Source organism: Streptomyces sp. NPDC058773 (assembly GCF_042746015.1).
GTDB lineage: Bacteria > Actinomycetota > Actinomycetes > Streptomycetales > Streptomycetaceae > Streptomyces.
On the sequence record NZ_JBHYPE010000002.1, the window covers coordinates 1 to 19,064 of the forward strand.

General features: G+C 71.1%; 17 protein-coding genes. 8 read left to right on the forward strand and 9 right to left on the reverse strand.

What is annotated here, in order from left to right:
• Window positions 1–464: 464 nt before the first annotated feature.
• Entirely contained in the window at window positions 465–1,211 is a 747-nt protein-coding gene (locus ACFW5B_RS01965) for a GntR family transcriptional regulator (RefSeq protein ID WP_386431728.1), read from the reverse strand.
• A gap of 16 nt (window positions 1,212–1,227) precedes the next feature.
• Window positions 1,228–2,574 (reverse strand): homogentisate 1,2-dioxygenase, encoded by a 1,347-nt coding sequence (gene hmgA, locus ACFW5B_RS01970; RefSeq protein WP_386431731.1) that lies wholly within the window; start codon window positions 2,572–2,574, stop codon window positions 1,228–1,230.
• Window positions 2,575–2,709: 135 nt separating this feature from the next.
• Between hmgA and ACFW5B_RS01975 the strand changes: the two genes are divergently transcribed.
• Window positions 2,710–3,378, forward strand: coding sequence for a TetR family transcriptional regulator (locus ACFW5B_RS01975; protein WP_386431734.1), 669 nt, complete (start codon window positions 2,710–2,712; stop codon window positions 3,376–3,378).
• A 196-nt stretch (window positions 3,379–3,574) separates the two neighbouring features.
• The gene (locus tag ACFW5B_RS01980) at window positions 3,575–5,047 is read left to right on the forward strand and encodes a CitMHS family transporter (RefSeq protein WP_386431736.1); all 1,473 of its coding nucleotides are present in this window, start codon (window positions 3,575–3,577) and stop codon (window positions 5,045–5,047) included.
• Window positions 5,048–5,196: 149 nt separating this feature from the next.
• On the opposite strand, the gene ACFW5B_RS01985 is transcribed toward ACFW5B_RS01980, so the two are convergent.
• A complete protein-coding gene (locus ACFW5B_RS01985; protein ID WP_386431739.1) occupies window positions 5,197–5,565 on the reverse strand; it encodes a hypothetical protein in 369 nt (122 codons plus the stop codon).
• A 497-nt stretch (window positions 5,566–6,062) separates the two neighbouring features.
• Here ACFW5B_RS01985 and ACFW5B_RS01990 point away from each other — a divergent pair, with 497 nt between their 5' ends.
• From ACFW5B_RS01990 to ACFW5B_RS02000, 3 genes are all read left to right on the forward strand, one after another.
• Window positions 6,063–6,932 carry a GNAT family N-acetyltransferase gene (locus tag ACFW5B_RS01990; RefSeq protein WP_386431742.1) on the forward strand — a complete coding sequence of 290 codons (870 nt, stop codon included), beginning with the start codon at window positions 6,063–6,065 and terminating at the stop codon, window positions 6,930–6,932.
• Between the two features lie 224 nt (window positions 6,933–7,156).
• The gene (locus tag ACFW5B_RS01995) at window positions 7,157–8,554 is read left to right on the forward strand and encodes an aldehyde dehydrogenase family protein (RefSeq protein ID WP_386431745.1); all 1,398 of its coding nucleotides are present in this window, start codon (window positions 7,157–7,159) and stop codon (window positions 8,552–8,554) included.
• Window positions 8,555–8,641: 87 nt separating this feature from the next.
• Window positions 8,642–9,724 (forward strand): Zn-dependent alcohol dehydrogenase, encoded by a 1,083-nt coding sequence (locus ACFW5B_RS02000; protein WP_386431748.1) that lies wholly within the window; start codon window positions 8,642–8,644, stop codon window positions 9,722–9,724.
• Here the strand turns inward: ACFW5B_RS02000 and ACFW5B_RS02005 are convergent.
• Genes ACFW5B_RS02005 through ACFW5B_RS02015 form a run of 3 tightly spaced genes read right to left on the reverse strand, consistent with a single transcriptional unit; the run spans window position 9,721 to window position 11,523 of the window.
• Window positions 9,721–10,002 (reverse strand): DUF397 domain-containing protein, encoded by a 282-nt coding sequence (locus ACFW5B_RS02005; RefSeq protein ID WP_386431751.1) that lies wholly within the window; start codon window positions 10,000–10,002, stop codon window positions 9,721–9,723. The genes ACFW5B_RS02000 and ACFW5B_RS02005 overlap by 4 nt on opposite strands.
• A complete protein-coding gene (locus tag ACFW5B_RS02010) occupies window positions 9,984–10,826 on the reverse strand; it encodes a helix-turn-helix domain-containing protein (protein ID WP_386431754.1) in 843 nt (280 codons plus the stop codon). The genes ACFW5B_RS02005 and ACFW5B_RS02010 overlap by 19 nt, the downstream gene beginning before the upstream one ends.
• Before the next feature lie 55 nt (window positions 10,827–10,881).
• Window positions 10,882–11,523: a TetR/AcrR family transcriptional regulator gene (locus tag ACFW5B_RS02015; protein WP_386431757.1), complete on the reverse strand. Its 642-nt coding sequence runs from the start codon at window positions 11,521–11,523 to the stop codon at window positions 10,882–10,884.
• Between the two features lie 191 nt (window positions 11,524–11,714).
• Here ACFW5B_RS02015 and ACFW5B_RS02020 point away from each other — a divergent pair, with 191 nt between their 5' ends.
• Window positions 11,715–12,344, forward strand: coding sequence for a TetR/AcrR family transcriptional regulator (locus ACFW5B_RS02020; RefSeq protein ID WP_386431760.1), 630 nt, complete (start codon window positions 11,715–11,717; stop codon window positions 12,342–12,344).
• 69 nt (window positions 12,345–12,413) lie between these two features.
• Here ACFW5B_RS02020 and ACFW5B_RS02025 read toward each other — a convergent pair whose 3' ends face one another.
• On the reverse strand, window positions 12,414–12,875 hold the full coding sequence (locus ACFW5B_RS02025) for a MaoC family dehydratase (RefSeq protein ID WP_386431762.1): 462 nt from the start codon (window positions 12,873–12,875) through the stop codon (window positions 12,414–12,416).
• Between the two features lie 122 nt (window positions 12,876–12,997).
• On the opposite strand from ACFW5B_RS02025, the gene soxR reads away from it, so the two are divergent.
• On the forward strand, window positions 12,998–13,561 hold the full coding sequence (gene soxR, locus ACFW5B_RS02030) for a redox-sensitive transcriptional activator SoxR (protein ID WP_386431764.1): 564 nt from the start codon (window positions 12,998–13,000) through the stop codon (window positions 13,559–13,561).
• Window positions 13,562–13,613: 52 nt separating this feature from the next.
• On the opposite strand, the gene ACFW5B_RS02035 is transcribed toward soxR, so the two are convergent.
• Both ACFW5B_RS02035 and ACFW5B_RS02040 read right to left on the reverse strand, forming a co-directional pair.
• Window positions 13,614–15,053, reverse strand: a complete 1,440-nt coding sequence (locus ACFW5B_RS02035; protein WP_386431767.1) for an amidase — start codon at window positions 15,051–15,053, stop codon at window positions 13,614–13,616.
• 304 nt (window positions 15,054–15,357) lie between these two features.
• The gene (locus ACFW5B_RS02040) at window positions 15,358–15,963 is read right to left on the reverse strand and encodes a hypothetical protein (protein ID WP_386431770.1); all 606 of its coding nucleotides are present in this window, start codon (window positions 15,961–15,963) and stop codon (window positions 15,358–15,360) included.
• 239 nt (window positions 15,964–16,202) lie between these two features.
• On the opposite strand from ACFW5B_RS02040, the gene ACFW5B_RS02045 reads away from it, so the two are divergent.
• Window positions 16,203–19,022: a penicillin acylase family protein gene (locus ACFW5B_RS02045; protein ID WP_386431773.1), complete on the forward strand. Its 2,820-nt coding sequence runs from the start codon at window positions 16,203–16,205 to the stop codon at window positions 19,020–19,022.
• The last annotated feature ends 42 nt before the right edge of the window (window positions 19,023–19,064 follow it).

Genomic DNA, 19,064 nt, shown 5'->3' on the forward strand with positions numbered 1-19,064 from the left:
AACAGAGTTTTGGGATTACGGCGGCCAGCCCCCACCCACCGGAACAACTCCCCCCACGGGAGGGGACGGGCCGGAGGCGTCTGGTGTGTGGACGTAAAGCGAAGCAGTCCACACACCAGGCACCGGAGGCCCGTCACCGCACCCACAAGCCACCCGCCCGCCGCAGGCGCAACGGTGAGTCAGCCGAAGACGTGGGGAGCAGAGCGCCGCGCAGCGGACCCCGCCCGCCGCAGGCGCAACGGCGAGTCAGCCGAAGACGTGGGGAGCAGAGCGCCGCGCAGCGGACCCCGCCCGCCGCAGGCGCAACGACGAGTCAGCCGAAATCGCAGGGAGCCACAGCGCCGCGCAGCGGACCCCCGCCCGCCGCAGGCGACACGGCGAGGGCACCGCGAAGCGGGCCACAACCGGCGAGCAACCACCACGGCGGGCAAGCCGAAAACGTGGGAAGAATGCAGAACGCAGTGTCACGCATCCATCGTGACCGTGAACGAGAACCGGTCGCCCCGGTAGTGGATCCGGGCGACGTCGATCACCCGGCCGTCCTCGTCGTACGTGATGCCCGTGTAGTGCAGGATCGGGCTGAGCAGGGGGACCTGGAGGAGCCGGGCGGTTTCCGGGTCGGCCAGGCGGGCCTCGACGGTGTCGGTGATGCGGCTGATCCGTACGCCCACCGCGTCCCGCAGCACCTTCGTCATCGGCCGGCGCAGCAGGTCCGCCGGATCGATCAGCCCGGCGACTCCGGGGTGTACGTAGTTGCGGGCGTGGTTGGTCGGCTCACCCGTCTCCTCGTCGCTGCGGAGCCGGGTGAAGCCGGTCACCTCCGTCAGGTCCGGGAAGTACGCGGCCAGTTCGGCGGGCACCGGTGTGCGGCCGTGGTCCAGCAGCTCGGTACTCATCCCGGACTGCTGGGCCACGATCGCGTCCACGGAACCCAGCAGCCGCACCGGCGCACCGCGCTGCGCGCTCGGCTCGATGAAGGTGCCGCGGCGCCGGTGGCGGCTGATCAGGCCCTCCGTCTCCAGTTCCTTGAGCGCCTGGCGCATGGTCAGTACGCTCACGCCGTAGTGCTCGGCGAGCGCGTCCTCGGTGGGCAGCCGCAGCGGCGCCTCCGGGGAGCGGCCCAGTATGGAGGCGCGCAGCGACTGCGAGACCTGATACCAGAGCGGCAGCTTGCGGTTCAGGGCGAGCGAGTCGGGAGCGAAGGTGGTCACGAGGTGTTCCCCGGTGTCACGGGCGGAAGTGGCGCTGGAGACCCTGCCATACGTCGTCGTATCCGCGCTGCAGATGGCCGGCGTCCCGGGCCTGTTCGGTGAGGGTCAGCGGCCAGCGGGTCTCGAACATGAAGGCCAGACCGTCGTCGATCTTCTGCGGCCGCAGCTCGGCGGTGCTCGCCCGGTCGAAGGTCTCCCGGTCCGGTCCGTGCGCCGACATCATGTTGTGCAGCGAGCCGCCGCCCGGCACGAAGCCCTCCGCCTTGGCGTCGTAGGCCCCCTCGATCAGGCCCATGTACTCGGTCATCACATTGCGGTGGAAGTACGGCGGCCGGAAGGTGTCCTCGCCGACCAGCCAGCGCGGCGCGAAGACCACGAAGTCCACGCCCGCCAGCCCCGGGGTGTCCGAGGGCGAGGTGAGCACGGTGAAGATGGACGGGTCGGGGTGGTCGTAGCTGATCGAGCCGATGACATTGAAGCGGTGCAGGTCGTAGACGTACGGAACGTGGTTGCCGTGCCAGCCGACGACGTCCAGGGGGGAGTGGTCGTAGGTGGCCGTCCAGAGATGGCCGCAGAACTTGTTGATGACCTCTACGGGGCCCTCGATGTCCTCGTAGGCGGCGACCGGGGCGCGGAAGTCCCGTGGATTGGCCAGGCCGTTGGCGCCGATCGGGCCGAGGTCGGGGAGCTGGAAGGGCCGGCCGTAGTTCTCGCAGACATAGCCGCGCGCTGTCGGGGCCTGTACGTCCGACGAGGTGTCCAGCAGCTCGACGCGGAAGCGGACGCCGCGCGGGATCAGCGCCACGTCGCCCGGTTCGGCGTGCAGCAGGCCGAGTTCGGTGCGCAGCAGCAGTCCGCCGCGCTCCGGCACGATCAGCAGCTCACCGTCGGCGTTGCCGAACACCCGCCGTTCCATGGAGGTGTTGGCCTGGTAGAGGTGGACGGCCATACCGGTGCGCTGGGTCGCGTCGCCGTTGCCGCCCAGGGTCCACAGGCCGTCCAGGAAGTCGGTGGGCCCGGCGGGCTCGGGGAGCGGGTTCCAGCGCAGCCGGTTGGGGTCGGGGGCGCAGTCGGTGAACGGTGCCGAGCGGAGCGCGTGCCGCTCGGCCCGGACGAACGGCGGATGCGCGGCGGACGGGCGGATGCGGTAGAGCCAGGAGCGGTGGTTGCGGTCCCGCGGTTCGGTGAACGCCGACCCGCTGAGCTGCTCGGCATACAGGCCGAGCGGCGCGCACTGCGGGGAGTTGCGGCCCACCGGGAGGGCGCCCGGGACGGCCTCCGAGCTGTGCTCGTTGCCGAAGCCGGTGAGGTACTCCAGCGCCTCCGCCGTCTTCCTCGCCTGCTCGCTGCCCGTGTCTGCCATCGCGTGCTCCCGCCGCTCAAGGAATCCTATGCATGACCTTAGGATTGTGGCCGGGGGGCGTCAACGGACAGTCCTGGCCGCGTCGGCCGGATCGCTGCGCTCACGTACCGCCCCGGTGGCGGGCAGGATGGTCGGGTGCAGCAGCCGCCCCAGCCCCCCGATCCGCCGGCCGCCGCCCTGCGCCGCGTCCCCGTCCAGCGGCGCAGTGCCCAGCGGCTGGCCAGAATCCTCGACGCCTGCGCCGAAGTGCTGGAGGAGACCGGGTACGAGGACCTGAGCACCCGGGCGGTGGCCGGCCGCGCCGGGGTCCCGATCGGCTCCGTCTACCGCTTCTTCCCCAACAAGCGCGCCATGGCCGAGGCCCTCGCCCGGCGCAATCTCGACGCCTACGCGGCCCGCATCACCGCCCGGCTCACCGACCCGGCGCACACCCCGCTCCGGTGGCGCCGGGCGATGGACGTGGTGGTCGACGAATACCTCGCCATGAAGCGGACGGTGCCGGGCTTCGCCCTGGTCGAGTTCACCGTCCCCGCCCCGGGCCCCGCCCGGCAGGCCAACTACGAGGTCGCCGACCGGCTGCTGGCCCTCTTCGCCGGCCCGCTCGGTCTGGACGCCGCCGACGAGCGGCTGCGTACCGCCTTCCTGGTCGCCGTCGAGACGGCCGATGCGCTGCTCCAGCTCGCCTTCCGTACGGATCCGGCCGGCGATCCGGCCCTCTTCACCGAGACCAAGCTGCTGCTGCGGGCGTATCTGGCGCGCTATCTGGACGGGACGGGTGAAGAGCCGGGTGACGGGGCGGAGTGACGCCCGGGGTGCGGGCGGCGCGGGGGGCGGGTCCCGCCGGTTGTGCGCGTGCCCATCCGGTGAGATCCCTATTGACCTGGGGTTTTGCTCGTATTGCTCGCGCGTCAAGGCCTTGTTAACAAAACTTTGCAGGTCTTAACGTCGCCTCCACCGCCACCCCCGGCAGTTGTTCAAGGGCGAACGTGAGGTACCCCTAATGCTGACAATCCTCGGATTTGTCATGATCGCCGCCTTTCTGGTGCTGATCATGATGAAGAAGATGTCACCGATGGCAGCGCTGGTGTTGATCCCCGCGCTGTTCTGCGTCCTGGTCGGACAGGGCGCGCACCTGGGCGACTATGTCCTCAAGGGCATCGGTGACCTGGCCCCCACTGCCGCGATGCTGATGTTCGCCATCATCTACTTCGGGGTGATGATCGACGTCGGCCTCTTCGACCCGGTCGTCCGCGGCATTCTCAAGTTCTGCAAGGCCGACCCGGTGCGGGTGGTGGTCGGTACGGCGCTGCTCGCCGCGATCGTCTCGCTCGACGGCGACGGCTCCACCACCTTCATGATCACCGTCTCGGCGCTCTACCCGCTCTACAAGCGGCTGAAGATGAGCCTCGTGGTGATGACCGGCGTCGCCGCCACCGCCAACGGCGTGATGAACACCCTCCCCTGGGGCGGCCCGACCGCCCGCGCCGCCACCGCGCTCAAGCTCGACGCCGGCGACATCTTCGTCCCGATGATTCCCGCCCTGGCCGTCGGCCTGGCCGCGGTCTTCGCCCTCGCGTACGTCCTCGGCCGGCGTGAGCGCAAGCGGCTGGGCACCCTGACCCTCGGCGACACCCATGGGGTGACGGAGACGGCGCCGGAGAAGGAGAGCGAGCAGGTTCTCGTGGGTGCGGGGGCCGGAGGTACGGGGGCTGGCAGTACGGGCCCGGGCGGCACGCGGCGTGGCGCCACGGTCGGCGGCAGCGGCACCGACTCCGATTCTCCCGACGAACCGGCCGACGGTTCCGGAGAGCAGGCCGCCGACGACAGCGGCCTCCAGGTCCTCGACCCGCGGCGCCCCACCCTGCGCCCCAAGCTCTACTGGTTCAACGCCGCGCTCACCCTCGCGCTGCTCACCCTGCTGATCCTCCAGACACTGCCGATCCCGGTGCTCTTCCTGCTCGGCGCCGCCCTCGCGCTCACCGTCAACTTCCCGCACATGAAGGATCAGAAGGCCCGCGTCGCCGCGCACGCCGAGAACGTGCTCAACGTCTCCGGCATGGTCTTCGCCGCCGCCGTCTTCACCGGCGTGCTCACCGGCACCGGCATGGTCGAGCACATGGCCCGCTGGCTGGTCAGCGGCGTCCCCGACGCGCTCGGCCCGCACATGGGCATCGTCACCGGCGTCCTCAGCATCCCGCTGACCTACTTCATGTCCAACGACGGCTTCTACTTCGGCATCGTCCCGATCCTCGCCGAGGCCGGCGCCGCCCACGGCGTCGCGCCCATCGAGATCGCCCGCGCCTCCCTCGTCGGCCAGGCCCTGCACATGTCCAGCCCGCTCGTGCCCGCCGTCTACGTCCTCGTCGGGATGGCCAAGGTCGAGTTCGGCGACCACACGAAATTCACCGTCAAGTGGGCCGCACTGACCTCCCTGGTGGTCCTGTGCGCCGGTGTGCTCTTCGGCATCATCTAGATACCTGGCACCAACCCCCAAGGGCCCGGCAGGAGTTGGCTGCTGCGCCTGGTCCTCACCTTCTCCTTCGCACGGGGAGCGGTGAGCACGGCCGGGCCGGCGGTCTTCTGCCGGGCCCGCCCCGCTGAAGATCACGGGGCGTTGCTGATTCAGCCCCCGCAGCCGTCGATGTCGTCATCACATCCGTCCACGTCGCCCGGAGAGACGGTGTTCAGGCGCCACAGGACGAGGCCGGTGCCGCTGCGCACCGTGTCGACGCGGGCCGTGAAGGGGGCGCCCGGGGGGATGTTGAACTGATCGGCCTCACGGTCCCCGCAGCCGATTCCGTAGGCCTGTTCCGCGTCGCCACGCGTCAGCGTGAGGGTGAGTTCCGCAACGCCCTTTGTGTCGCAGGTGATGTCGAGGCGGTACCACCGCTTCCCCGGTGCCTGGAACGTCTTGTTCACTCCGCTCGCGATGTGTGCGGAACCGGACTCGGCGCGTTGCGGATCGCTGCCGTCGTCGTCATGAGCGTCCAAAGCCCGTTCCGCGCGTTGCATGGCATCGTCGGACTCCCATGGTCTGCCGCTGTCCGGTGCTGATGTCTTTTGCTCTTTATGCGTCTTGGAGGGCTTTACCGAAGATCCTCCGTGGTCCGGAGTCTCCTTTGTCGCTTCGTCGGCGCAGCCGGACAGGAGTAAGGCTGTGGCGGCGCCGAGCGGGACGAGGTGGCGTAAGTGATGCGGGCGCATGGGAACCTCGGGCAGGTGTGTCCACCTGGTGGCGGCGGCCTTCTACGGGCTTCCGCCACCGGCGAGCGATGGCTTCTGGCTAACTCGTGGTCAAGTGGCGAGGGCGGCCGGGGCCACGCTCAGTGTCACATGACTCCTCGTTGCGTCGGCTTCCGGACGTGACACCGAAACGGGCGGATGGCGGAACGAGTTGATACACGGCACCCGCACCACCGCATCCGCGCCACGTCGGCCGGTCGGAAACCGGGTGCGGACCGTCGGTGCGGTGGTGTGTGATCGGAGTCATGGCGATTGTGTTGGGCAAGCCGGGAGTTGACGGGCTGGGCGCGGCTGCGGGCGTGCTGCGGGAGTGGCAGTACGACGGGGCGCCGATGCAACTGCATCCGGGGGACCTGGGCTGGTTCTGGCGGATGGGCGCGGAAGCGACCGCCGCGGCGGTCAGGACGTGGAGCCGGGGCGGGCGGATTCTCGCCGTCGGGCTGCTGGACGGTCCTGGGCTGTTGCGGCTGACGATCGCGCCGGACGCTCGGCGGGACGAGGAGCTGGCGCGGCGGTTGGTTGACGACGTGACCGAGCCGGAGCGCGGTGTGCTGCCCGAGGGCAGGGTGAACATCGAGGCGCCGGTGGGTGCGCTCGTCCAAGACCTGCTGTGCGAGGACGGCTGGAAGGCGGATGAGCCGTGGACGCCGCTGTGCCGCGACCTCATGGCGCCGGTCCAGGACCCAGGCGTACGGATCGAGGCGGTCGGGCCGGAGCGGGCGCAGGTGTTCGCCGCAGTAGTTCGGGCGGCATTCGACGGGTCGACATTCACGGGCGAGCGCTGGCACGCGATGGCGGCCGGACTGCCGTACGCGGACGCCCGGTGTCTGGTCGCGTACGACGACCGGGGCGACGCGGTGGCGGCGGTGACGGTGTGGTCGGCCGGGCCGGGGAGGCCCGGGCTGCTCGAACCGATGGGCGTACACCGGGAGCACCGCCGGCGCGGCTACGGCGGGGCGATCACCCTCGCCGCGGCGGCCGCACTCCAGGAGCTGGGCGCGTCGAGCGCGCTCGTCTGCACCCCGAGCTCCAATGCCGGTGCCGTCGCCACCTACACGTCAGCCGGTTTCCGGCAATGCCCCGAGGTCCGGGACCACTACCGGGACGCCGGGTGACGTGTCGCCCGATCTCTCTGTTCTCCCCGATCTTCCCGGTCTCCCCGATCTTCCCGGTCTCCCCGACCGCCTCGATCTTCCTGGGCCCGCGGGAGCCCCACCGCAACGCCCTGGGCTCGTGGCCACCGTCACCCCGCAGCGGCGGGGCGGGGTCCCTGGCGGCGCAAAACTACCGGCGCTAGTTTGGAGGCGATGACCACCGGCCGACGCGGGAGGACCACGACGTGAAGCAGCATGACGCGATGTATATCGACGGAAGCTGGCGGCCCGCCGAGGGCAGCGGGGCGATCGAGGTCGTCAACCCGGCCGACGGGCGGGTGATCGCCACCGTCCCGGCCGGTTCCGAGCAGGACGTGGACGCCGCCGTGCGGGCCGCCCGCGCCGCGCTGCCGGGCTGGGCCGCCACCCCGCCCGGAGAGCGGGCGGACCGGCTGGCCGCGCTGCGTGACCAACTCGCCGCCCGCGCCGAGGAGGTGGCCGAGACGGTCACCGCCGAGCTCGGCTCGCCGCTCGCCTTGAGCACGGCGGTGCACGCCGGGGTGCCGCTCGCGGTCTGCGGCTCGTACGCCGAGCTGGCCCGTACGTACGCCTTCGAGGAGACGATCGGCAACTCCACCGTGCTGCACGAACCGGTCGGCGTGGTCGGTGCGATCACGCCCTGGAACTACCCGCTCCACCAGGTCGTCGCCAAGGTCGCCCCGGCGCTCGCGGCCGGCTGCACGGTGGTGCTCAAGCCCGCCGAGGACACCCCGCTGGTCGCCCAGCTGTTCGCGGAGTGCGTCGACGCGGCGGGGATACCCGCGGGTGTCTTCAACCTGGTCACGGGCCTCGGCCCGGTTGCCGGGCAGGCGCTCGCCGAGCACGACGGGGTCGATCTGGTCTCCTTCACCGGCTCGACGGCCGTCGGCAAGCGGATCGGTGCCCTCGCGGGCGCCGCGGTCAAGCGGGTGGCGCTGGAGCTGGGCGGCAAGTCCGCCAATGTCATCCTGCCCGGCGCCGACCTGCCGAGGGCGGTCGCGGTCGGCGTCGCGAATGTCATGGCCAACTCCGGCCAGACGTGCAGCGCCTGGACCCGGATGCTGGTCCACCGGGACCACTACGCCGAGGCCGTGGAGCTGGCGACCGCGGCCGCCGCGAAGTACGTCCCGGGCGAGAGGCTCGGCCCGCTGGTCAACGCCACCCAGCGGGACCGGGTGCGCGGCTATGTCGAGCAGGGCATCGCCGAGGGCGCACGGGTCGTGGCCGGCGGCCCGGAGGCGCCCGTCCCCGATGCCGGCTACTACGTCGCACCGACCGTCTTCGCGGACGTCACCCCCGACATGACCATCGCCCAGGAGGAGATCTTCGGCCCGGTGCTGTCGATCCTGGCGTACGAGGACGAGGACGACGCCGCCCGGATCGCCAACGACACCGTCTACGGCCTGGCCGGCGCGGTCTGGGCCGCCGACGAGGCCACGGCGGTCGCCTTCGCCCGCCGGCTGCACACCGGGCAGGTCGACATCAACGGCGGCCGCTTCAATCCCCTCGCCCCGTTCGGCGGTTACAAGCAGTCCGGTGTCGGCCGCGAGCTGGGCCCGCACGGCCTGACGGAGTACCTCCAGACCAAGTCGTTGCAGTTCTGATCCGGCCCGGCGGCAGGGGACCGGCACCGTCCCCCGCCGCTAGGCCCGCCCCTTGCCACCCGTCGTCCCGCGCACCGAGGAGACCTTGTGGTCCGCGCCGCCGTACTGCCCGCCGTCAACGCCCCCCTGCAGATCACCGAGATCGAGCTGCCCGAGCCCGGGCCCGGCCAGATCCGCATCCGGCTCGCCGCCGCCGGCGTCTGCCACTCCGACCTCTCCCTGTCCAACGGCACCCTGCGCCAGCCCGTCCCGGCCGTCCTCGGGCACGAGGGCGCGGGCACCGTCACCGCCGTCGGCCCCGACGTGACCACGGTGGCCATCGGCGACCAGGTCGTCCTCAACTGGGCACCGTCCTGCGGCGACTGCCACTTCTGCGAACTGGCCGAGCCCTGGCTGTGCGCCCACTCCGGCCTCGCCGCGCAGACCCCGTACGCCAAGCGCGCCGACGACGCCACCGAGCTCTACCCCGGCCTGGGCACCGCCGTGTTCGCCGAGGAGACCGTGGTCTCCGCACGGGCCGCGCTGCCGCTCCCGGACGGGGTGCCGCTCGCCGATGCCGCGCTGCTCGGCTGCGCGGTGCTCACCGGCTGGGGGGCCGTGCACCACAGTGCCCGGGTGCGTACGGGGGAGTCGGTCGCGGTCTTCGGCGTGGGCGGGGTGGGGCTGGCCACGCTTCAGGCGGCGCGGATCGCGGGCGCCGGCCCGATCGTGGCGGTGGATGTCTCGCCGGAGAAGGAGGAGCTGGCCCGCTCGGCCGGCGCCACCGAGTTCGTGGTGGCGGGCGACGACACCGCCAAGCGAATCCGCAAGCTCACCGGCGGCCTGGGCACCGATGTCGCCGTGGAGTGCGTGGGCCGCGCCGACACCATCCGTACGGCCTGGTCGGCGACCCGCCGCGGCGGGCGTACCACCGTCGTCGGCATCGGCGGCCAGGACCAGCAGGTGTCCTTCTCCGCCCTGGAGCTCTTCTACTTCGGCCGGACGCTCTCCGGCTGCGTCTACGGCAACAGCGACCCCGCCCGCGATCTCCCCGTCATCGCCGGTCACGTCCGCTCCGGCGCGCTCGATCTCTCCGCGCTGGTCACCGAGCGGATCGGCCTCGACGGCATCCCGGCCGCGTTCGACGCGATGCTGGCGGGCAAGGGCGGGCGGGCGCTGGTCGTCTTCTAGACGGCGCTGTTCTTCACGGCGGCAACGAAGGACCCCCAGGCGGCGGCGCTGAAGACGAGCGCGGGCCCTTGGGGGTTCTTGCTGTCACGTACGGGGACGAGGGCGGGGAGGTTGTCGGCTATCTCGATGCACTCGCCGCCGTTGGAGTTGCTGTAGCTGCTCTTGCGCCAGTTGGCGGCGGTCAGGAAGTCGTCGGAGACCTCGATGCAGTCGCCGCCACTGGTGTTGCTGTAGCTGCTCTTACGCCACGTAGCCTTGCTCAGGTCGATGGCTCGCACGGCACTTCCTCCAACATCCGGACGATGAACTTCCGCGACTCGGCCGGGGACAGCGCCAGGTCACGCATCGCATCGTATCGGCGCTGCAAATCCTCAACCCTGCCGTTTTCTTCGATCAGTTCACCGCGATCGTCATTCTCGGTGTACGCCACGGTACGACCGTCCAGCAGCCGCAGGAACTTCACGGCGGTGTTCATCAGGCCATGCGGACCGGCGCTGAACGGCAGGACGTGGAGGGTGATTTTCGGGCGTTCCGCTGCCTCCGCCAGGTACTCCAGCTGCTCCCGCCACTTCTGCGGGTCGCGCAGCCGCGTGCGCAGCACCGCCTCGGAGAGGATGACGCGAAACGGCGGTGCGTCGTCCCGCTCCAGCAACTTCCGACGCCCTATGCGCGCCTCGACCTGCTGGTCCAGCTCCCGGCCCTGAAGGTCGCCCGTCGCGAGCGCTTCGCGCGCATACCCGGCCGTCTGGAGTAGGCCGGGCGGCGCGCTCGGGGCGTAATGCCAGAGGCTCACCGCCTCTTGTTCCAGCGCCATGTACCTCCGGTACTGCTCCAGGAACTGCGTAGGATCCCCCACCGCCAACTCCCACAGCGTCAGCAGCCATTCCTCCGTCCCGTAGTGCTGGGCGAGCGCCTCCACCACCTCCGGGCTGCCGATGGTCTTCCCGCTCTCCATCTTCCCGAACAGCGACGCGTCCCAGCCGAGTACCTCACCGAGCTTCCGCAGGCTGTCACCCTTCTGTGCACGCAGTAAGCGCAGTTCCTCCGCGAACCGCTTGCGCGGCTCCTTGCTCCGTCCGGTGACGACCCTTCTCGGCGGCATGGGACCTCCTCCACAACCGGCCAGATTCCCGTAATGGTCAGAACACTTACGGTAGTCAGCCCTTGGCGGGCCGCGCAGGGAATTGCAGCGCCAGACCGTCCACCAGCGCGCGCAGCCCGGTCTCGAACGCGCCCTCGTCCACCTGGCGTTGATGTTCCGCCAGCAGATGTGCCTGGCCCAGGTGGGGATAGTCGGCGGGGTCGTAGGCGCCCGGGTCGTCGACGAAGCCGCGGGCGAACGAGCCCAGCGCGGAGCCGGCGACGAAGTAGCGGACCATCGCACAGACCCGGGTGGCCTGCGCGGGCGGCCAGCCCGCCTCGACCATCCCGCCGAACGCCGCGTCGGCCATCTTCAGTCCGGCCGGGCGGCGGCCGGGCCCCTGGGCGAGGAACGGCACGATGTGCGGGTGTGCGGCGAGCGCCGCGCGGTAGGAGCGGGCCCAGTCGAGCAGCCCGGCGCGCCAGTCGGTGCCCGTCTCGAACGTCGACACATCGACCTTGGCGATGACCGTGTCGGCCACCGCGTCGAGGATCTCGTCCTTGGTCGTGAAGTGGTTGTAGAGCGACGGCCCGCTCACGCCCAGCTCGGCCGCCAGCCGCCGGGTGGAGAGCGCCGGCAGCCCCTCGGCGTCGATCAGTGCCAGCGCCGTGGCGACGATGCGCTCGCGGCTCAGCAGGGGCTTGTGGGGTCGGGCCATGCCGCACATGGTAGAGGCTGCCCAGCCAAAACTAGCAGTGCTAATTAGCTGGTTCCCGTATGCTCGCCCGATCCACGGTCCGCGGTGGTGCCGCCTGCGCCCCGTCGGGCCTAAGCGCTTGCTCAGCGGCGCGATATGGTGTTCGATCCGTCAGAGGAGGGTCCCTGGCGGGTCGAGGAGCGGGGTGCGCGATGGGTGCGGCGGCGGAGCGGGCCAAAGAGGAGAACGAGGAGTGGGCCGGGGTGACCCCGGACGCCGCGCGACGCCTGGTCAGCGCGGCCGTCGAGGCCTTCGCCGAACGCGGCTACCACGCCACCACCACCCGTGACATCGCCGGCCGTGCCGGGATGAGCCCGGCCGCCCTCTACATCCACTACAAGACCAAGGAAGAGCTGCTCTACCGCATCAGCGGCATCGGCCACGAAAAGGCGCTGCGCATCATGGGCGCCGCCGCCGAGGCCGGGGGCAGCGCCGCCGAGCGGCTCCGCGACGCCGTCCGCACCTTCGCCCGCTGGCACGCGGAGCACCACACCACGGCCCGGGTCATCCAGTACGAACTCCAGGCGCTTAGCCCCGAGCACTACAGCGAGATCGCCGGACTGCGCCGCCGGACCGACCGGTTGCTGCGGCAGATCATCCAGGACGGCGCGGACAGCGGGGAGTTCCGGGCCGACGACGTACCGGGCACCACCCTCGCGGTGCTGTCGCTGTGCGTGGACGTCGCCCGCTGGTTCACCGCGGACGGCCCCCGCACCCCGGACGAGGTCGGCACCCTCTACGCCGACCTCGTGCTGCGCATGGTGGGCGCGCCGGTCGCCTGAGGCGTCGGGCCGTGAAAGGCCCGGCCCGCCCCTACTCGTCGTCGGCGCCCCGCACCGTCCGCGTCCCGGCTACAGATAGAAACGGCTGACCGTCTCCGCGACGCAGACCGGCTTGTCGCCGCCCTCGCGCTCGATCGTCACGACCGTGGTGAGCTGGACGCCGCCGGACACCTCGGTGACCTCGGCGATCGTGGCCGTGGCGCGCAGCCGCGCACCGACCGGCACGGTGGCGGGGAAACGGACCTTGTTGGTGCCGTAGTTGATGCCCATCTTCACGTTGTCGACCCGCATCAGCTGCGGCACCAGGGCGGGCAGCAGCGACAGCGTCAGATAGCCGTGCGCGATGGTGGTGCCGAAGGGGCCTGCCGCGGCTTTCTCCTGGTCCACATGGATCCACTGGTGATCGCCGGTGGCCTCCGCGAACAGATCGATCCGCTTCTGGTCGACCTCCAGCCAGTCGCTGGTGCCCAGCTCCTCACCGACCGCGGCCCGCAGCTCGTCGAGCGATCCAAACACTCGGGGCTCTGCCATCTCTTGCCTGCCTCCTCGGGATCCGTCCGCCGTTGGCGCACACCGCCGACCTTACTAAGCGCTTGCTCAGAATGCGGAGTGCGAGCCCTCGCTGTCAATGGCCGGACGGCTAGGGTTGAAGCGTGCCCCAGCTTCCGTACAAGGTTCATGAGCTCTCCGTCGGCCAGCTTTCCGCGCGCAGTGGTGCCGCGGTGTCCGCGCTGCACTTCTATGAGTCCAAGGGGCTGATCAGCAGCACCCGGACGGCGGGCAACCAGCGCCGCTACAGCCGTGACGCGCTGCGCCGGGTCGCCTTCGTACGGGCGGCGCAGCGGGTCGGTATCCCGCTGGCGGTGATCCGTGACGCGCTGGCGGAGCTGCCCGACGAGCGCACCCCCAACCGCGCCGACTGGGCCCGGCTCTCCGAGGTCTGGCGCTCCGAGCTGGACGAGCGGATCAGCCAACTCGTCGAGCTGCGCGACCGGTTGACCGACTGCATCGGCTGTGGCTGCCTCTCGCTGGAGACCTGCGCGCTGTCCAATCCGTACGACAACCTCGGCGAGCGGGGGCCCGGCGCGCGGCGGCTGCGGGTCGACCGGGGCGTCAAGGACCCGGAGGGGGCGCAGGGGCGGGCCGACGGCGATCAGGGCTCCGGAAGCCCTGCGCCGCGGGACGAGCCGGGCGGGTGCGCCACGGCCGGGTGCTGAGCGCGGGCGCGCCCGCCCCGCGGCGGGACGGGCGCGCACACTCCGGTATCGGTCACCACATGGACGGGGTGCGTCCCGCCCACGGGCGGGCCTGCTCCAGCTGCGCGGACAGCGCGATCAGGGTGGCCTCGTCGCCGTACCGGCCGGCCAGCATCACGCCGATCGGCAGGCCGTCGGCGTTCCACTGCACGGGGACGTTCACCGCGGGCTGGCCGGTGGCGTTGTAGAGCGCGGTGAACGGGGTGTACGCGCCGAGGGCGTTGAACTCGGCCTGGGGATCGGCGTCGTTGCGCAGCGCGCCGACCTCGGCCGGCGGTGCGGCCAGGGTCGGCGAGAGGATCACGTCATAGCCGCCCGGCGGCATCAGACCGTCGGCCAGGGACTGGGCGAGCATCCGGAACGCGAACAGCGAACGGGTGAAGTCCGTACCGGAGACCTCGGCGCCGCGGTCGCGCAGATAGCGGGTGAGCGGCATCAGCAGCTCCTCGCCCTCCGGCGGCACGGGACGGCTCGCGGCCAGCACCGACCAGACCCGGGTGAACGCGAGCAGAATGCCGTCGTCGGCGGGCAGCGACAGCTCCTCGACCTCATGGCCGAGTCCGGTCAGCAGGGCGGCGGTGTCGGTGGTGGCGGTGCGGCAGTCGGCGTGGACCTCGATACCGGGCACGGGCGCCTCGGTGAGGCAGGCGATCCGCAGCCGTCCCGGGTCGCGCTGCGCGTACCCGGCGAAGGTCTCGCCGGGCGGCAGCGACGGCGCGGTGAACGGGTCGCCGGGCATCGCCCCCGCCAGCACGTCCAGCAGGGAGGCCGCGTCGCCGACCGTACGGGCCAGCGGGCCCGAGGTGGCCAGACCCGAGATGTCGTGCAACATCGGGCCGCTGCTGATCCGGCCGCGGCTGGGCTTGATACCGAACAGCCCGCAGACCGAGGCGGGTATCCGGATGGAGCCGCCGCCGTCGCTGGCGTGCGCGACGGGCGCCAGACCGGCCGCCACGGCCGCCGCCGCCCCGCCGCTGGACCCGCCCGCCGAGCGCGCCAGGTCCCACGGGGTGCGGGCGGGCGGCGCCAGCCCGTTCTCGGTGTAGCAGGGCAGCCCGAATTCGGGGGTGTTGGTCTTGCCGAGCAGGATCGTGCCGCCGGCCCGCAGCTTGCCGACCAGATGGTCGTCGACGGCCGGCACATGCTCGGCCAGCGCCCGGGAGCCCATCGTGCAGCGCACCCCCGCGACCTGGTTGAGGTCCTTCACCGGGACGGGAACGCCGTGCAGCGGCGGGAGTTCACGGTCCTCACGGCGGGCCGCGGCGGCTTCGCTCTCCGCCTCCGCGGCCTGCTTGCGGGCGATGTCGGGCGTACGGGTCAGGAAGGCGCCGAGTGTGTCGTCGAGCCGCTCGATCCGCGCGAGGTAGTGCTCGGTGAGTTCCACGGGGGAGAGCTCCCCGGACCGGATTCCCTGAGCCTGCTCGAGCGCGGTCAGATCGTGCAGTTCGGCCATGGACGTCCACCCTCTCCTACGGGCGCCCGCACGGCCCTGGTGCCGCACGGGCAGAAAGACCGACCTCCGCCGGACGCACCGCCGGCGCGGGCGGTCGGCCCGGGAACAGTTGTTTCAGCTCACGGGCCCCTTCGTAAAGGCCGTGGAGGAACGTAAAGGCCGTGGGGGGTGCGGAAAGGGGTATTTCTGCTTGGTGGTGAGTGGTGAGTGGTGAGTGGTGAAGGGGGCGGGGGTGCTCTTCCCCTCCGCCCCCGTCCGGGCGCCGCCCGGGATCTGGCGGCGCCCGGCTTTCACGGTCCGGCCGTCAGGCCGCCGCGAAGGCGCCCGCGCCGTGGGTGCGGGCGGCGGCGGTCAGGGTTTCCGGGGTCAGGACGGAGGGCGGGGCCAGGACGCCGCAGCGGAGGCAGGCGGGGCCGGCCGCGGTGGCGTCGGGGAGCCAGGCGAAGCAGGTGCCGCCGCAGACCGGGCAGTCGCGGCGGGGGTGTCCGGCCTCCATGGCAGTGATCATGCGGCGCAGCACCACCGCGAGCCGGGCCGCGGGGTGCCGTTGCGGTGATTCGCACGGCACGATGTCGCAGCCGCCCCAGGTGCGCCGGTGCCACTCGTCGAGGGCGCCGGGCTGCCGGATGCCGTGGTGTTTCTCCTTGCGGCGCCGGGCGGCGAACTCCTCCTCGTACGCGAGCCAGAGGGCGCGGGCCTCTTCCAGCTCGGTGAGCGCGGCCACCAGGCGCTCCGGATCGGGATCGCGGTCCTGGGTGGCGATACCGGCCCGGGTGCACAGATGGTGCCAGGTCGCCCGGTGCCCGTAAGGGGCAAAGCGTTCAAGGCACTTGCGCAGGGCGGTGCGTCGCTGGGTCGCGACGAGTCGTGGATTGCGGACCTGTTCTGCGAGGGCTCTGAAACCGGCCATTTCATCCCACCTCCGTGGGGAGGACCCGACTGGACAGGGATGGGACGCAGCCGATCTCCAGCTGGATCCCTCGAATTTTCGTGCGGTTTCGTTGGCGATGTTCCGAGGTGTCTCCGCGGTGCCGGGCCGATCTCCGTGCGGAAGGGGAAAAGTTGACTGTTGTTCATCTTCCCGCCGGTGGTAACCGCCGGTAACGTGCCGCCCGCCCTCCCCAAGGGGACCCCCATCGAGGAGCTGGAATGCGACGACGTACCGGAAGGCTCAGGACAGCCGCCGCGGCAGCCCTGTTCGCCTTGGGTGCCACGCTCTTGGCACCGCCCCCCACCGCGGCCGCCGCGCCGCAGGACGCCAACGACTACTGCCAGGGGCAGTGCGGCGACATCCTGCCGCCCGGCGCCACCGGCAACGCCACCCTGGTGGAGATCCTCGGCAACAAGCTGTTCGGGACCCATCCCGAGCACTCCACCGACCAGCTCGGTCCGTACGGTGCGCTGGCGAGCGGCTACCAGTCGCTCACCGACGACACCCTCGGCAGCTTCTTCAACGACGCCTCGTTCGGTGTTCCCGCGGACCAGGTCGGCAAGGTCACCACGCCCCGCAGCGATGTGACCATCACCCGCGACAAGAAGACCGGTGTGCCCCACATCAAGGGCACCACGCGCTACGGCACCGAATACGGCGCCGGCTATGCCGCGGGCCAGGACCGGCTCTGGCTGATGGACCTCTTCCGCCACATCGGCCGCGGCGAACTGACCTCCTTCGCCGGCGGCGCGCTCGCCAACCAGGGCCTGGAGCAGCAGTTCTGGCCGCAGGCGCCGTACACCGAGGAGGATCTGCAACAGCAGGTCGACTACATCAAGGACAACAACGGCGAGCGCGGCAAGCTGGCCATGCAGGACGCCCAGGCCTATGTCGACGGGATCAACGCCTACCGCGAACAGTCCAAGAACGGCCGGTACTTCCCCGGCGAGTACGTGCTCACCGGCCATGTCGACGCCATTACCAACGCCGGTGAGATCCAGCCCTTCAAGCTCACCGACCTGATAGCCCTGGCCTCCGTCGTCGGCGGCCTCTTCGGCAACGGCGGGGGTGGCGAGGTCCCGTCGGCCCTCGCGTTGCTCTCCGCCCAGCAGAAGTACGGCGTGGAGAAGGGCACCGAGGTCTGGGAGTCCTTCCGGGAGCGCAACGACCCCGAGGCCGCCAAGACCCTGCACGACGGCAGCAGCTTCCCGTACGCCGTGAAGCCGGCCAAGGCCAAGGGCACGGCGCTGCCGGACCGCGGCTCGGTCACCCCCGAGCCGCTGGTCTTCGACCGCACCGGCGCGGCCACCGTCAAGAGCGGCACGCAGCCCCGGGACCCGGTCAAGGCCCCCAGGAAGTACAAGAAGCTGGAGGGCCTCTTCAAGGACGGGGTGCTGCCCAAGGGGAGCTTCGATCCCACCCAGCACCGCGGGATGTCCAACGCCCTGCTGGTGTCCGGCAAGCACACCGCGAGCGGTCATCCGGTCGCCGTCTTCGGCCCGCAGACCGGCTACTTCGCGCCCCAGCTGCTGATGCTCCAGGAGATCCAGGGGCCCGGCATCAGCGCCCGCGGCGCCTCCTTCGCGGGCGTCGGGATGTACGTCCAGCTCGGCCGCGGCCAGGACTACTCCTGGAGCGCCACCTCCGCCGGACAGGACATCACCGACAGCTTCGCCATCGAGCTGTGCAACGCGGACGGTTCCGCGCCCACCAAGGACTCCACCGCCTACCGCTACCGCGGCCGGTGCGTCCCCATGGAGAAGCTGGAGCGCACCAACTCCTGGAAGCCCACCATCGCCGACCCGACGGCGGCCGGTTCCTACCGGATGCAGGTCTTCCGGACCAAGTACGGCGTCGTCACCCACCGCGCGACCCTCGACGGCAAGCCCGTCGCCTACACCGCGCAGCGCTCCACCTACCGCCACGAGGCCGACTCGATCATCGGCTTCCAGATGTTCAACGACCCGTCCTCCGTACGGGACGCCACGTCGTTCCAGAAGGCCGCCGAGCACATCGGCTACGCCTTCAACTGGTTCTACGCCGACTCCCGCGACATCGCGTACTACAACAGCGGCCTCAACCCGGTCCGCAACCCCGATGTCGACCCGTCGCTGCCCGTCAAGGCGGATGACGCCTATGAATGGAAGGGCTACGACCCCGCGGCCAACACCACCGAGTACACCCCGCCCGCCCAGCACCCGCAGTCCGTCAACCAGGACTACTACATCTCCTGGAACAACAAGCAGGCCAAGGACTACGACTCGGCGGGCTACGGCAACGGCCCGGTGCACCGCGGCAATCTCCTGGACGACCGGGTGCGCGCGCTGACGAAGGACGGCGGGGTGACCCGGGCGTCGCTGACCCGTGCCATGTCCGAGGCCGCCGTCACCGATCTGCGCGGTGAGGACGTGCTGCCCGAACTCCTGCGGGTCGTGGGCAGCAAGCCCGTCACCGACCCGAAGCTGAAGACCGCCGTGCAGCAGCTGGAGGCCTGGCGCAAGGACGGCGCCCAGCGCCGGGAGACCTCGGCGGGCTCGCACACCTACACCCACCCCGACGCGGTGCGCCTCATGGACGCCTGGTGGCCGCTGATGACGGAGGCCGTCTTCAAGCCGGGCCTCGGCGGCGACGTCTACGACGCGCTGCGCGCCAACCTCGGGATCGACGAATCACCGTCGGCCGGCCACGGACCCACCGGGGCGCACGCCGGATCGGCCTTCCAGTACGGCTGGTGGGGCTACGTGGACAAGGATCTGCGGACGGTGCTCGGCGACAAGGTCACGGCGCCGCTCGGCGAGAAGTTCTGTGGCAACGGTGAGCTGTCCGCCTGCCGCGACACCCTGCTCGCCACGCTCCAGCAGGCGAGCGCGAAGACGGCCGAGCAGGTCTACCCCGGCGACGAGAGCTGCAAGGCCGGCGACCAGTGGTGCGCGGACGCGATCATCCACCGCACGGTGGGCGGTCTGACCCACGCCACCATCAGCTGGCAGAACCGGCCGACCTACCAGCAGGTCGTGGAGTTCCCGGCCCACCGATAGCCGGTAGCCGGTACGCGGGTACAGGCGGCTCCATGAAGGCCC